We start from the raw sequence: 13,240 nt of genomic DNA, 5'->3' as shown, positions 1-13,240 counted from the left end.
TGATGTTTACTGCACAATATCATCATGATAACTGTGTGCAAGGCGACTTGCCGCAGCGGCAGCGATAGCCCCTACAATGTCGTCTAAAAAGGTGTGTACATCACGCCCATTATGCTCATTTAATTTACCTAAAATGCCTGGTTTTACCTTATCAATATAGCCATAATTTGTAAAACCAATCGATCCATAAACGTTCACAATAGATAGCGCCAAAATTTCATCTACACCATACAAACCTTCATCATTACTAATTATATTTTGAAGTGGCTGCATTAGTTCTTCATTTTCAGCTAAAATATCTAATTGAATCCCTGTTAAAATCGCGTTTTGAACTTCACGTTTTCGCAAAACTTGCTCCACATTTTCAATACAAATGGAACGCTCTAATTTAGGGTGATATTTTTTTTGCAGAAAAAGAACTAAATCGGCAATGTCTTCGATAGTGACACCGCGTTCTATAAGTGAGCTACGCGCTTTTTGTTCTAAAATACTTTGTTTTTCAACCATAAGATTAACCCTCCTAACCTGTACTTAGACGAAATGAATCGAGTTGAAACATAAAAATGCGACAATGAAAATTGTCGCATTTTTTTTAAAAAACTTGAACGACTTCTTTAAAGCCAAAAATTTTTTCTGAAAGTGTGAGTTCAATCCCCATTTTTAAAGTCATATCTGAACTAGGACAAGTGACACAAGCCCCTAGAAGGCGTATTTTTACGATGCCATCTTGGGTTACATCAATAAGTTCATAGTCGCCACCATCTCGGAGTAAATACGGACGGAACTTTTGTAAAGCTTTGTCAACTGAATCAAAACTAATTTCTTCCATACGTGAACAAAACTCCTTTTCAAGTGATATTCATTATTATAACAGGAGTAGGAGAGGGATGGAAGTATTAAAATTTATGAAATAAGCCCGCTCCTAAGGCTCAAAAAGGAACGGGCAAAACGCGGGAGGTAAATCCGCGTTAGACTGGTAGTAGCACCAGCCAAAAAGGGAGTGTTGTTATATAAATCGTAATAGATACGATAACAACTGTAAACAATTTGTCGCTTTATCACAAACAAGTGCTAAAGTGACAGAATTATTTTAATTATTATAATATAAGGGCTTTAGGCTGTCAATGAATAATATGGTCGTATCAATGCTTTTTATAGCGAAAACAGGAAAGTCGATTTTAAAGTTTTTTTTTAGTACAATGAGCATGAGGTGAGTTATTATGAAAAGCGAAACAAAACTTTATGTGTACGGCTCTTCTGTGATTTGCGCGAGCTGTGTAGGAGCTCCTTCTTCAAAAGAAACGGAAGAATGGCTACGAGCAGCCGTTGGACGGAAATTCGCCAATCAACCATTTGAAGTTGAATATGTTGATATTTTTGACCCCGAGCAAGTGAGCCCGAATGTTCAGGCCCTAGCACGAAAAATTGTGGACGAAGATTATATGTATCCGGTTATTGTTGTGGATGATGAAATTATTGCGGAAGGAAATCCTCGCCTAAAAGATATTTATAAAGTAATGACTGATCGTGGCTATGAGCCAACAATGTAGAAAGACGAAGTGTGAAAGGCTTCCGTTTTAAAGAAAGGAAGAAAAGCGTGAATCCAATTGTGGAGTTTTGCGTCAATAATTTAGCAAACGGAGCAAGAGAAGTTTATGAACAATTAAATGAAGATCCAAATCTAGACGTAGTGGAATATGACTGCCTAACTTATTGTGATTTGTGTGCAACGAGCTTATTTGCGTTAGTGGATGGTGAAGTTGTTCGCGGAGATAATGCGGCTGATTTATTGCAAAAAATTTATCAGTTTCTGGAAGAAAATCCGATTTAATATAAAATGAGAGCGAGAAATTCGATAATGAATTTCTCGCTCTTTTTACTGAATATAAGTTTCAATTGGTATTTGCCCATTTTGAAAAGTATAGATTTTTTTGTAGCTGCTTTTTTCTGGAAGGACTTCACAAGCAAACTTAGCAACATCAGCTCTTGTGATAGTAGCCTTGCCTAGTTCGCCTGCATCATCAACAAGTCCGGTGGCAGATTCATTCGTTAAGGTCGCGGGGCGCAGAATAGTATAGTCTAGCTGGCTAGCGATGACAACTTCATCTGCCTTTCCTTTTGCTTCTAAGTAATTGGCAAGAGACTGAGGCCCTTTTTCCGGTTCTCCTGAAAGAATCGTACTGATCAAAATAAAGCGTTTGACGCCTTTTTCTTCTGCAATTTGCGCTGCTTTAATGGCACCTTCTTGATCAACGCTTATCGTTTTTTCAGGTCCTGTATGTCCGCCAGAACCTGCGGCAAAAATCACGGCTTCAATGCCATCATAAGCATAGCTAAAATCTTTTTCTAAATCAGCGATAATAGGCTTAGCACCCAATTTCTCTAATTGCTCAATTTGTTCTGCTTTTCGAATCATGGCACGAACAAAATAACCTTTTTCTATTGCGAGATAATGAACGATTTGTTGACCGATTTGTCCATTTGCCCCGATTACTAAAACATTCATTGTTTAGCCTCCTTCATCTTTTGTAGTTGTCTTTTCCCGTAGCTACTTAAAACAAAACGGAATTAAAAAATAGAAAAATCTGGCAATAATACTAAAAATATGAAAATTACGCTTACATTTGTTGTTTACGACTAAAAATGGGGTTTCTAGGGTATTTTGCGTTTTAGGGTCTCTTTTTATGTTACCATTTAGCTATAGAGAAAAAAGAAAATACGAGGTGATAAATTTGTTAAGGAGGATTAAAGCTAAACTCAGAGAAAAAAAAGAACAGAATGATTCCGTTGAGCGAGAGTTGGAAGAGCTTAAAGCGAGAATGCGAAACATTCAAGAACAAATTTATAATGATAAAGATAGACGCTTAATAAAGCACCAATAAAAAGATGATTGAACTTAAACCAAACCATGATAGAGTTTAACGGTTAAAAGGAACTTAGCAAAATTGCTAAGTTCCTTTTTATTTATGAAAACATCGATGTGGAATGCATGGGCTGGACACGCGCTGTCGGATCGATAAAATTAATCGCGTTATTAACTGCTGTAGGCGCCTCGCCGAATCCTGTCGCAATCAATTTGACTTTTCCGTCATAGGTGCAAATATCACCGGCGCTATAAATTCCTGGAATAGAAGATTCCATTTTAGAATTTACGACAATGGAATTTCGTTCGATATTAAGTCCCCATTCTTTAATTGGACCAAGTTGGCTTACAAAACCATAATTTATTATAAAGTCATCAATTTCAAGGACTTTAGTTTGTGTTCCTTTTACTTCTTGTAAAACAATTTTTTCTATGCCTGCTTCAGTGCCGTGAAGTTCAGTTGGAATAAAAGGTGTCATAATGGATACGGATGATTTCTCTAGGCTTTCGACACTATGTTCATGTGCGCGGAATGATCCACGTCTATGAATAATGGAAACCGATTTCGCGATTGGTTCTAGCATTAATGCCCAATCCACGGCTGAATCACCGCCACCGCAAACAGCTACACGGCGGCCTTTAAATTGATTTAAATCATTAATGAAGTAATGAAGATTTGTACCTTCAAAACGTTCCGCTTCTTTTAATTGTAACTTTCTTGGTTCGAATGCGCCGTTTCCAGCTGTAATAATGATAGTTTTACTATAATGAACATCTTTTGTTGTTGTGATTTCAAATGTACCATCCGCCTGTTTTTCAACTTTTAGAACGGATTCTTCTAGGCAAACGGTGGGATCGAATGGTTGCATTTGCTGAACTAGGTTATTAATGAGTTCTTGGGCACGCACAGCTTTAAACCCGGGAATGTCGTAAATGTATTTTTCAGGATATAAAGCAGTCAGTTGTCCGCCGAGTTGAGGTAAACTTTCGATGATTTTTACGCTTGCTTTGCGCATGCCAGCATAAAATGAGGCAAAAATTCCGACTGGGCCTCCGCCGATAATGGTTATATCATAAATTTTGGTTTTTTCATCCAAAATAAACTCCCCCTTAAATAAAAAACATTATCTACATTCTAGCATAAAAAATTTAAAAGCAAAGTACGTTTTGCTTCGAACGAAATAATAAAATATGTTTCGTTTTTCACAATATCGGGAAAAAGGGGGTAAGGAATTTTTTTGTTGACAAAAAATTAGGAGCTGTACCAATTATTGTTAAAAAGTAAACAAAACGGTCAAGGCAATTCTTTACCGCATTAAATAAGGGGATTGGAACTGTACCACTTGAAAAGCATGGTGAATGCCCATTAATTTAAGTATCAACCCTTGAAATACTTGCCTAAAACGTCTATCATAGAAACTATAAGTGGGAAAGTCCACTTCTGGTAGATTTTTAGCGCAATCTACATAATTGGTAAGAAGAAATTCTTGTTTTACATTAGTTTGTGAAAAAAATATAAAGGGAAAGTAGATGTGATTACAGATGAATAAACCAAAAATTGTCATTCTAGGAGCGGGTTACGGAGGTTTAAAAACCTTAAAGAAATTGCAACATGCAAATACAGGTGCTGAACTTGTACTTGTGAATAAGAATGACTATCATCATGAAACAACTTGGTTGCACGAAGCAGCGGCAGGGACAATTGAACCTGAGCAGTTAATTTATCCGCTAGACAAAGTCATTCAACCAAGCAAAACCACGTTTATTCAAGATACGGTTGTAAAAATTAATAAAGATGAAAAAACAGTATCTTTAGCGAATAATGGTGATGTTTCATATGATTATCTATTGATTGCTTTAGGATCAGAAGCCGAAACATTCGGTATTTCTGGATTAAAAGAATATGCTCTTACGATTACAAGTGTCGAGTCTGTGAAGAAAATTCGTGCTCATATTGAAGCGCAATTTGCGAAATGGAAGACAGAGCAAAAAGATGAGCTCTTAACAATTATTGTTGGTGGGGCTGGATTTACGGGTATCGAGTTCTTAGGTGAACTAACTAATCGCATTCCTGAGCTAGTTAAAATGTATGATGTCCCTAAAGAAAAAGTTCGCATTGTGTGTCTTGAAGCCGCACCGAAAGTTTTACCGCAATTTGATGCTAAACTTGTGGATTACGGTGTTGGTGTACTGGAAGACCGCGGGGTAGAGTTTTTAGTTGGGAAACCAGTTAAAGAAGCTACGGCCGAAGGAGTGAAATATGCGGCAAGCGAAACAGAAGTGAAAGAAATAAAAGCAGCTACAATTATCTGGGCTGCCGGTGTTCGCGGCAATAGTGTCATTGAAGCTTCTGGTTTTGAACAAGGAAGAGGTCGTGTGAAAGTAAATAATAACTTGACTGTTCCTGGCAATGAGGAAATTTTAATTGTAGGGGATTGTTCACTTATTATTAATCCAGCAAATGATCGTCCTTATCCACCAACAGCACAAATCGCAATGCAACAAGCGGATATTGCGGCTATTAACTTGGCGAAGCTTGCAGTTGGCGATACGGATCTAGTTGACTTTGAATATCACGAAAAAGGAACAGTTTGTTCGATTGGTGATAATGATGCAATTGGTGTCGTATTTGGTAAAAACTTGAAGGGCTATCCGGCCTCTGTTATGAAAAAAGTAATTGATGATCGTGCTTTACTTCAAATTGGTGGCCCTGGTATTATGATGAATAAAGGTAAATTTAAGTTTTATAAATAAAAACGAAAAAACAGATTGAAAACGTTGGTTTTCAATCTGTTTTTTATATGTTGATTTCTTCAGTTTGCGAATAATATCCGGTGATGAGGGATAAGCCTGAAGCGGCCTCCATTTTCCGAATTTCTAAAAGCGCCTTAAAAAGTTTTGCTTGCGAGCAATTCAATGTTCGATTTTCATGATGAATCATTAAAAATTCCATTAAAGCTGTGAAAAAGGTTGATAGATTTGTATATGCATCATCAAATGGCGTTTGCATATCATGTCGGTCTTGACCAATTTCTTCAAGATGAGGGACCCCCTCATTTTTTCCAAAATATTGAAGTGCTTTTCGAAAAAGGAATGTGGTTTCGCGGTGTTGAGCATCTAGGAAACCTTCGACATGTCGCCTTAAAGCATATTCCTCTGAGTAAACATAGTACGTACTTATCCAGTAATTGACAAAGTCTTCAGTTCTTCGATCTAAAAAATCCACCACGGTATTCAAAATATCACTTCCTTCGTGTAAATCTACCTTTATTTTAGCACGATAGAAATAAAAATACTGTGACAGATTAGTGAAACTTTACAAACTTCCCATTAAAAAAGCCATCAAAAAACCAATGATAATTCCTGTTACCGCCCCGAAAAAAACTTCCATCGGTTTATGTCCAAGAAGCTCTTTTAAATGTTTTTGTTTTTCTGCCTGCTCAGAAGCCGTTAACCCTTTGGCATGTTCAACAAACTCTTGAAAATCTGTCACGAGCTTGTTTAAAACAGCTGCCTGCTCCCCAGCTTGACGTCTAACGCCTGTTGCATCAAACATCACAATGATTCCAAAAACAACAGCAATGGCAAAATAAGGTGATTCTATGCCATGTTCAATAGCGAGTGTCGTCATGAGTGCTGTAACAGCGGCTGAATGGGAGCTTGGCATACCACCAGTAGAAAACATTAAGCCCCATTCTATTTTTCTAGACACCATTAATCGAATCGGGACTTTCACAAATTGAGCAAATAAAATGGCAACAATCGATGCCACAAGAGGTACGTTTTCAAAAATGGTCATCACAATCTCCCCAGTCTTTCATCTTTCTTTTATTTTACCACAATTAGCGCAAGAGAAACCCATTTTTTGCCAATTCCGAGAAAAGCTTTATAATAAAAGAAGAGGGAAGGTGACAGGATGAATTTTGGGGAAAATATCGGAATTGAACAGGTTTTCGCTGAAAAAGGTAGCGTAAAATTAAAATTGCCGATTACGGATAAAGTAAGACAGCCGTTTGGCTTCCTGCACGGAGGCGTTTCAGTCGCCCTTGCAGAACAGGCAGCAAGCATTGGCGCTATCCAACTTGTAGCCGAAGATGAAATTGCTTTTGGTTTGGAGATAAATGCCAATCATATAAAAAGCATTCGTGAAGGCACGATTTATGCCATCGCAGAAATTTTACATGCCGGACAGACGACGCAAGTTTGGCAAGTTAAGATTGAATCTGAAAATAGCGATTTAATAGCGATTTGCCGTGTAACGATGGCAGTTAAAAAGAAGCGTGCCAAATAAAAACAGCTCCGCCACATCAGGCTAAGAGCTGTTTTTTTATTTTTCATCCTCATTAGAGGAATCATCATCTTGTTCGATAATTTGATTTTCCGAATCATCGGCTTCTTCTTCAATCATTTGTTCATCGCGTTCGCGTTCGATATTTTCATCGCGCTCGTAAGCTTCAATCTGCTCTTCTCGAAGTTCATAATCCAGACGATCTTCTAACTCTTCTTTTTCTTGTCTCGCGCGTTCAATTTGCTCTTGGCGGATAATCAGACTCTTACGTTGTTTAATATCTTGCTTTTTCACAGAGCGTAGTTGGTCGCGAATCCGTATCGCTAGAGGGACACCTGTATCATAAGCGGCACGGTTAATAAGATGCGAGGCCACTGGAGTTGTAAGATAGATGAAAAATACAGCTAGAATAACTCGAGCGTTAAAGCCTTCACCCGAATGGAAGAAGTACCCTACTGTGGCAAAAAGGAGAATACTAACGCCGAATGTATTACTAATACCCGCTGCATGTGTTCGCGTATAAACATCTGGAAGGCGAATGACACCAATGGCGGCTAAAATACTAAGAAGGCCTCCGATAAGAACCATAATAGAAATAATAATTTCAATTATCACGTTCACGATCAATCACCTTACCTTTCTCAATAAATTTAGAGAAGGAAACTGTACCGATGAAGGCAAGTAGTGCAATAAGCAATATAACATCTAAATATGCGTTTGTATCGTAAAACATAGATAATAATGCAACGGTCGCTACTAAATTCATCCCAATAGAATCAAGTGCAACTACTTTATCTGATGTTGTCGGTCCCTTTAAAATACGATAAAGGTATAAAAATGTGGATACAGAATAAAGAAGGAGTGCAATGGATAAAGCGATTTTTAATATCATCCGTGAAACACCTCCATAATGGCACCTTCATATGATTTTCGAATGGTTGCAATTTCTTCTTCGATATTTGGAACGTGCAAGGAATGGACGTAAATTGATTTATAATCATCAGAAATATCAATCGAGAGGGTACCAGGCGTTAAGGTAATCATAAGCGCAAGCATGGTCACTTCCCAATCAGTTTCTAACAAAGTATCGTATCTAAAATCCCTGGGCGAATGTTCATATCTTTTTTTAACACAATTCGGCTAACATGAACGGTGGAAACAACTAAGTCATGTAAAAAGTTGTAAAGTAGCTTTATTAGTGCAAAAAGTCTAAACAAGTAGAACGTAGAGCCTAAGAAGCGTCGCATGAAAAAGAGCAACACAATGCCAATCACAAAGCCAATAATAAAGGTACCGAATGTAAAGGATGACTCAAGGAACATCCAGAGACAAGCAAGAATTACATTAATAATTAACTGAAATGCCATGGGTCATCACTCCTTTATCACAGCATTAATATAAAGATTTGGATCGATAATTGGGTCAACAGCGTCAGAGATAAACGGATAAATCGCATTTGAAAAAATACCATATAAAACGGAGCATGTGAGTAAAATAATGACAGGTAACATCATTTTTTTATAAGGAATGGCTAAATTAAATTTCCCAGTCTTCTCACCCCAAAAGCCCCTCGTAAAGACTTTGATTAAAGACATTAAGACGAATAAGCTAGATAGAAGAATAACAATACCACCAAACATTTCACCAGTACTAAAGGCACCTTCTACCATCAGTAATTTACCAAAAAATCCACTTAAAGGCGGAATTCCCGCAATGGCCAGAATTGCAATAAAGAATGACCAGCCTAGCGTAGGTTTCACCGTCATCAAACCACTAAACTTCTTCACCGTGGATGTACCGGTAATGGCCATGATAACCCCAATAATGAGGAATAAAGCGGATTTAATAATCATATCATGAATAAGATAGTAAACCGCACCCGTCATAGCCTCGCGTGTCATAATAGAAACGCTAAACAAAATAACACCGATTGCGATTAAAATATTGTAAATAACAATCGTTTTTAAATCATAATAACTAATAACTCCAATAACGCCTAGAATAATCGTAATGAGCGCTAAAACGCCAAGAAGTGGCATGGCAAAAGTGGTTTCTTTTGCGAAAAATAGGCTGTACGTTCGAATGATGGCATAAACCCCTACTTTGGTTAAAAGAGCGCCAAATAATGCGAGGACAGGCATTGGTGGCGCGAAATAGGAGCCTGGTAGCCAAAAATAAAGCGGAAAGAGTCCAGCTTTTAGCCCGAAAACGAAAAGGAACATGACAGCGGCAACGCTTATCATCCCAGTATCAACGCCGTGCAGGGCATTTATTTTGCGTGAAATATCGGCCATATTAAGTGTGCCAATCATGGAATATAAAATTCCTATCGCGACAACGAAAAAGGCTGAGCCTACTACATTGATAAGCAAGTATTTGATGGTGGCTTTTAGTTGTATTTTCGTGCCTCCAATAACAAGTAAAACGTAGGACGCCATTAACATAACTTCGAAAAAGACGAATAGATTAAAGATATCACCAGTTAAAAAGGAACCATTTACCCCCACAATGAGGAATAAAACGGAAGGGTAGTAAAGGAACTTTTCACGGGCCTTGCCGATTGTATAAAAGGAATAAATGATGACACATGTTAGGACAAAACTAGTTGTCACAACAAGTAAAGCGGCCAACATATCGGCTACAATTGTAATACCAAACGGTGCACGCCAGTTTCCAATGTTAAGCGTCGTGATACCGTGGTTTTTTACATAAAAGAGTAAAAATAAATCAGATGCAACGAGTATGAAACTCATGATGAGGGCAATCGTTCGTTGTAGAGTGACCTTCTTTGGAGCGAGCATGAGGATGATGGCTCCGATTAAGGGGATAAATATGGGTAGTAAAATAATATTATTCATCATCGGCTTCATGTCCTCTCGTTTTGGATACGCTCTCGCTGTCTAATTCTTGATAGGCTCTGTAAGCTAAAACTAGGAAAAAAGCAGTAACACCAAAGCTAATAACGATAGCGGTTAAAATGAGCGCTTGGGGAATGGGATCATTATAGGAGGCGGTAACCTTTAAACCTAAAATGGGAACGTTCCCCCGTTTAATTCCCCCCATAGTCAAGACGAGTAAATTAACGCCGTGGCTCAAAATGGCCGTTCCGATAATAATCCGAAGTAAACTTTTGGATAAAATTAAATACACAGCGGCGGCAAACATTAATCCGATGAGGATGGATATTAGTAATTCCATTTAATCACTCTCCCCGATTGTTTGAATAATCGTAAGCGTGACGCCAACTACAACTAAATACACACCTAAATCAAATAGGGTTGCCGTGTGCAGAGAAGTATCTCCTAAAACAGGTAAATCAACATGTCCGTATAAATGTGTAAGAAATGGTTTGCCACTGAATACACCTAGTAAACCTGTTCCTACAACAAAGATAAGCCCGACTGCGGTTATAATAATGGTATTCATATTTAACATGCTTTTAACAGTTTTAATATCATAAGCGAGGAGCGTTAACGTAATGGCCCCGGCGCTTGTAAGTCCAGCTACGAAACCACCACCGGGATTATAATGTCCCGCAAAAAAGAGGTGCAGAGAGAATAAAAAGATAATAAAAGCTACTACTTTTGTTACGTTTCGTAGCAAAACGTCATTGGTTTTCATTCTTGTCCCTCCGTTTCGTAAGTCGTAATTTAATCATTGTAAAAATACCAATAGAAGCAATCGCTAAAACTGTTGTTTCAAATAATGTATCAAAGCCACGGAAATCAACAAGAATCACATTGACGATATTTTTTCCAGCTGCTTCTTTATACGTATTATCTATATAATACTGCGAAATAGAATCATAAAAAGTAGTATCATAGGCGGATAAAGCGACTAGTGTAATCGTAATACCGATACCGATACTTAAAAATGTTTTAACAGAAAAGAAACGTGGTTTTTCTTCTATATTACTAAACTGTGGTAAGTGATAGAAAACAAGCAAGTAAAGGACTACGGAAATGGTTTCAATAATAAGCTGAGTTAGTGCAAGGTCTGGCGCTCGTGCTATCACGAAGAAAATACTAATGGTATATCCCATTGCGCCAAGTAAAATGATAGATGTGATACGAGATTTTGAAAAAACAATCCCAATCAGCGTGACAAGAATAACAGCTGCTAACACAAAATCTACTAGCGTTACAGACGTTAGATTTTCAAATTTTAAATTTAAGGAATCTGTTAGAATAAGGGAACCTAACACAAGAACAATAAAGGCAAAGAGCATATAATTTAAATAGGTTCTTAGCCAACCAGTCATCACTGTCATAGTAAAACGATAAGATCCTTGTTCAAGATAAGACATCCCTTTGTCATAACTTTTACCAATTCGAAGTTTCTTAGGCACGCGCGTTGTAATAAACGGTTTCCAGAAACGATGTGTTTTATAAAGGATTGTACCAAGAATAACAATACCAACAGTCATGAGAAGCGCAGGCGTAATGCCATGCCATAGACCAATGTGAATATGGAAGTCCGCGTTTGTCGCAAGTGAAGGAACAATCGATTTAACAGCAGGCTCTAAAATCGGAGCCGCTATCACATTCGGGAAAATACCAATGAAAAGCACGAGAAAAGCTAAAATGGCTGGAGAAAGTAGCAAGCCAAACGGTGCCTCGTGAGGCTTTTTAGGTAATAAATACGCTTTTTGTTTCCCAGTAAAAGTTTTAAAGAAAATAATCATACTGTACGTGAACGTAAAAACACTAGCAATAAAGCCAACGATAAGTAAGAGTATCCCCCAAGTATCTGCATTCCAAAGGTTAAGCTTCGTTAAATTTAGAAGACTCTCTAAAAACATCTCTTTACTCAAAAAACCGTTAAAAGGAGGCAATCCGGCCATCGCAAATGTACCAATAAAGGCAATGGTTGCGGTAATGGGCATGATGCGCATAAGCCTCCGAGGCGTCTAATATCACGTGTTCCCGTTTCGTGGTCGATAATCCCAACCATCATAAAGAGACTTCCTTTAAAAGTAGCGTGATTAAACAAATGGAAAACAGCGGCTACAATCGCTAACACATAAATATCATCACTCAAATTGTCAAAATGTAAACTTGCTGCACCGATGCCGAGCAAAGTCATAATTAAACCGAGCTGGCTAATCGTGGAATAAGCTAATATAGCTTTTAAGTCATTCTTCTTAGTTGCATTAATGGATCCCCAAAGAAGTGTAGTGGTCCCGACGATAGCAATTGTCCAGAACCAAATAGGTGATAGAGCAAAAAGAGGCGTAAAGCGCGCTACAACATAAATGCCGGCTTTAACCATCGTTGCTGAGTGTAAATAAGCACTAACAGGGGTGGGTGCTTCCATAGCGTCTGGTAGCCAAATATGAAAAGGCACTTGAGCGGATTTTGTAAAAGCACCGAGTAAAATTAAAATCATAGCGGGGATAAAAAGTGCATTTTGTGAGATAGCTTCACTTGCGGCAAGGATTTCGCGAATGGAAAAACTATCTGTCATAATGTGAAGCATAATGAAACCACCGAGCATCATAAGTCCACCAAAAACGGTTATCATCATTGATTTTCTGGCACCATACCGCGAACGTTCGCGGTGATACCAATAACCGATTAGTAGAAATGAACTTATAGAAGTGAGTTCCCAGAATAGATAGAGAACAATTAAGTTATCGCTAAGCACAACTCCAAGCATAGCGGTCATGAAAATCATTAAAAAGGCATAAAAATTGTTTAAGCGCTCCTTATTTTTACCTAAATAATAAATGGAATAAAATACAACTAGCGAACCAATCCCGGTTATTAAAAGCGCAAATAGCAAGCTAAGGCCATCAACGACAACTGTAAAATTAATCCCATACCTTGGAATCCACTGGAAAGTTTCTACGGTAGAACCATTCATTGTTTTTGGGATAAAACTTAAAAAATAAATGAAAAGAATAATTGGAACCGGTAGAACTAACCAGCCAGTATGAATTTTCTTAGTCCATTTGTAAATGATAGGAATAATAATCGCCACAACAAATGGCAGAATAATTGCAAGATGCAATAAAGACAAAACGGCTCCTCCTTTTTTCTATGATAAAATGACAAGAATGTCAAAAATTTTTTAAGCAAGTACTTACA

Annotated in this window: 16 protein-coding genes and 2 pseudogenes; 5 read left to right on the top strand and 13 right to left on the bottom strand. The window is 37.8% G+C overall.

The features are described from left to right. Positions 1–6: 6 nt before the first annotated feature. Positions 7–507 carry a phosphatidylglycerophosphatase A family protein gene (locus tag LFLEISCH_RS07460; protein WP_007475049.1) on the bottom strand — a complete coding sequence of 167 codons (501 nt, stop codon included), beginning with the start codon at positions 505–507 and terminating at the stop codon, positions 7–9. Positions 508–592: 85 nt separating this feature from the next. Beyond that, positions 593–829 carry a NifU family protein gene (locus LFLEISCH_RS07455; RefSeq protein WP_007475047.1) on the bottom strand — a complete coding sequence of 79 codons (237 nt, stop codon included), beginning with the start codon at positions 827–829 and terminating at the stop codon, positions 593–595. A gap of 391 nt (positions 830–1,220) precedes the next feature. Here LFLEISCH_RS07455 and LFLEISCH_RS07450 point away from each other — a divergent pair, with 391 nt between their 5' ends. Together LFLEISCH_RS07450 and LFLEISCH_RS07445 are read left to right on the top strand one after the other, a co-directional pair. Continuing rightward, positions 1,221–1,550 (top strand): YuzD family protein, encoded by a 330-nt coding sequence (locus LFLEISCH_RS07450; RefSeq protein WP_007475037.1) that lies wholly within the window; start codon positions 1,221–1,223, stop codon positions 1,548–1,550. A gap of 47 nt (positions 1,551–1,597) precedes the next feature. Continuing rightward, positions 1,598–1,831, top strand: coding sequence for a YuzB family protein (locus LFLEISCH_RS07445; RefSeq protein WP_007475036.1), 234 nt, complete (start codon positions 1,598–1,600; stop codon positions 1,829–1,831). Positions 1,832–1,876: 45 nt separating this feature from the next. Here LFLEISCH_RS07445 and LFLEISCH_RS07440 read toward each other — a convergent pair whose 3' ends face one another. Beyond that, on the bottom strand, positions 1,877–2,506 hold the full coding sequence (locus LFLEISCH_RS07440; protein ID WP_007475035.1) for an SDR family oxidoreductase: 630 nt from the start codon (positions 2,504–2,506) through the stop codon (positions 1,877–1,879). Between the two features lie 178 nt (positions 2,507–2,684). On the opposite strand from LFLEISCH_RS07440, the gene LFLEISCH_RS07435 reads away from it, so the two are divergent. Then, positions 2,685–2,882 carry a hypothetical protein gene (locus tag LFLEISCH_RS07435; RefSeq protein WP_040504798.1) on the top strand — a complete coding sequence of 66 codons (198 nt, stop codon included), beginning with the start codon at positions 2,685–2,687 and terminating at the stop codon, positions 2,880–2,882. Between the two features lie 82 nt (positions 2,883–2,964). Here the strand turns inward: LFLEISCH_RS07435 and LFLEISCH_RS07430 are convergent, their stop codons facing one another. Then, the gene (locus LFLEISCH_RS07430) at positions 2,965–3,960 is read right to left on the bottom strand and encodes an NAD(P)/FAD-dependent oxidoreductase (RefSeq protein WP_007475034.1); all 996 of its coding nucleotides are present in this window, start codon (positions 3,958–3,960) and stop codon (positions 2,965–2,967) included. A 445-nt stretch (positions 3,961–4,405) separates the two neighbouring features. On the opposite strand from LFLEISCH_RS07430, the gene LFLEISCH_RS07425 reads away from it, so the two are divergent. Further along, positions 4,406–5,617 (top strand): NAD(P)/FAD-dependent oxidoreductase, encoded by a 1,212-nt coding sequence (locus LFLEISCH_RS07425; RefSeq protein ID WP_007475033.1) that lies wholly within the window; start codon positions 4,406–4,408, stop codon positions 5,615–5,617. A gap of 43 nt (positions 5,618–5,660) precedes the next feature. Here the strand turns inward: LFLEISCH_RS07425 and LFLEISCH_RS07420 are convergent, their stop codons facing one another. Both LFLEISCH_RS07420 and LFLEISCH_RS07415 read right to left on the bottom strand, forming a co-directional pair. After that, positions 5,661–6,092, bottom strand: a complete 432-nt coding sequence (locus LFLEISCH_RS07420) for a hypothetical protein (RefSeq protein ID WP_223196413.1) — start codon at positions 6,090–6,092, stop codon at positions 5,661–5,663. Between the two features lie 87 nt (positions 6,093–6,179). Further along, entirely contained in the window at positions 6,180–6,662 is a 483-nt protein-coding gene (locus LFLEISCH_RS07415; RefSeq protein WP_007475031.1) for a divergent PAP2 family protein, read from the bottom strand. Between the two features lie 117 nt (positions 6,663–6,779). Here LFLEISCH_RS07415 and menI point away from each other — a divergent pair, with 117 nt between their 5' ends. Then, positions 6,780–7,154, top strand: coding sequence for a 1,4-dihydroxy-2-naphthoyl-CoA hydrolase MenI (menI, locus tag LFLEISCH_RS07410; RefSeq protein WP_007475029.1), 375 nt, complete (start codon positions 6,780–6,782; stop codon positions 7,152–7,154). Positions 7,155–7,190: 36 nt separating this feature from the next. Here the strand turns inward: menI and mnhG are convergent, their stop codons facing one another. The 7 genes and pseudogenes from mnhG to LFLEISCH_RS07375 form a co-directional block, all read right to left on the bottom strand. Continuing rightward, on the bottom strand, positions 7,191–7,772 hold the full coding sequence (gene mnhG, locus LFLEISCH_RS07405) for a monovalent cation/H(+) antiporter subunit G (RefSeq protein ID WP_007475027.1): 582 nt from the start codon (positions 7,770–7,772) through the stop codon (positions 7,191–7,193). Further along, positions 7,756–8,043 carry a Na(+)/H(+) antiporter subunit F1 gene (locus LFLEISCH_RS07400; RefSeq protein ID WP_007475025.1) on the bottom strand — a complete coding sequence of 96 codons (288 nt, stop codon included), beginning with the start codon at positions 8,041–8,043 and terminating at the stop codon, positions 7,756–7,758. The genes mnhG and LFLEISCH_RS07400 overlap by 17 nt, the downstream gene beginning before the upstream one ends. Continuing rightward, a pseudogene (locus LFLEISCH_RS07395) lies at positions 8,040–8,473 on the bottom strand (Na+/H+ antiporter subunit E). The gene LFLEISCH_RS07400 and the pseudogene LFLEISCH_RS07395 overlap by 4 nt, the downstream one beginning before the upstream one ends. A 51-nt stretch (positions 8,474–8,524) precedes the next feature. Continuing rightward, positions 8,525–10,009 (bottom strand): Na+/H+ antiporter subunit D, encoded by a 1,485-nt coding sequence (locus LFLEISCH_RS07390; protein WP_112153719.1) that lies wholly within the window; start codon positions 10,007–10,009, stop codon positions 8,525–8,527. Further along, positions 10,002–10,349, bottom strand: coding sequence for a Na(+)/H(+) antiporter subunit C (locus LFLEISCH_RS07385; protein WP_007475021.1), 348 nt, complete (start codon positions 10,347–10,349; stop codon positions 10,002–10,004). Before LFLEISCH_RS07385 ends, LFLEISCH_RS07390 begins: the two co-directional genes overlap by 8 nt. Next, positions 10,350–10,772: a Na(+)/H(+) antiporter subunit B gene (locus tag LFLEISCH_RS07380; RefSeq protein WP_007475018.1), complete on the bottom strand. Its 423-nt coding sequence runs from the start codon at positions 10,770–10,772 to the stop codon at positions 10,350–10,352. Continuing rightward, positions 10,759–13,172: pseudogene (locus LFLEISCH_RS07375) on the bottom strand (Na+/H+ antiporter subunit A). The gene LFLEISCH_RS07380 and the pseudogene LFLEISCH_RS07375 overlap by 14 nt, the downstream one beginning before the upstream one ends. Positions 13,173–13,240 lie beyond the last annotated feature (68 nt).

The organism is Listeria fleischmannii subsp. fleischmannii LU2006-1, assembly GCF_000344175.1.
Classification (GTDB): Bacteria; Bacillota; Bacilli; order Lactobacillales; family Listeriaceae; genus Listeria; species Listeria fleischmannii.
The sequence above is the reverse complement of the archived record's forward strand: the minus strand, read 5'-3'. Positions and strand labels throughout refer to the sequence as shown.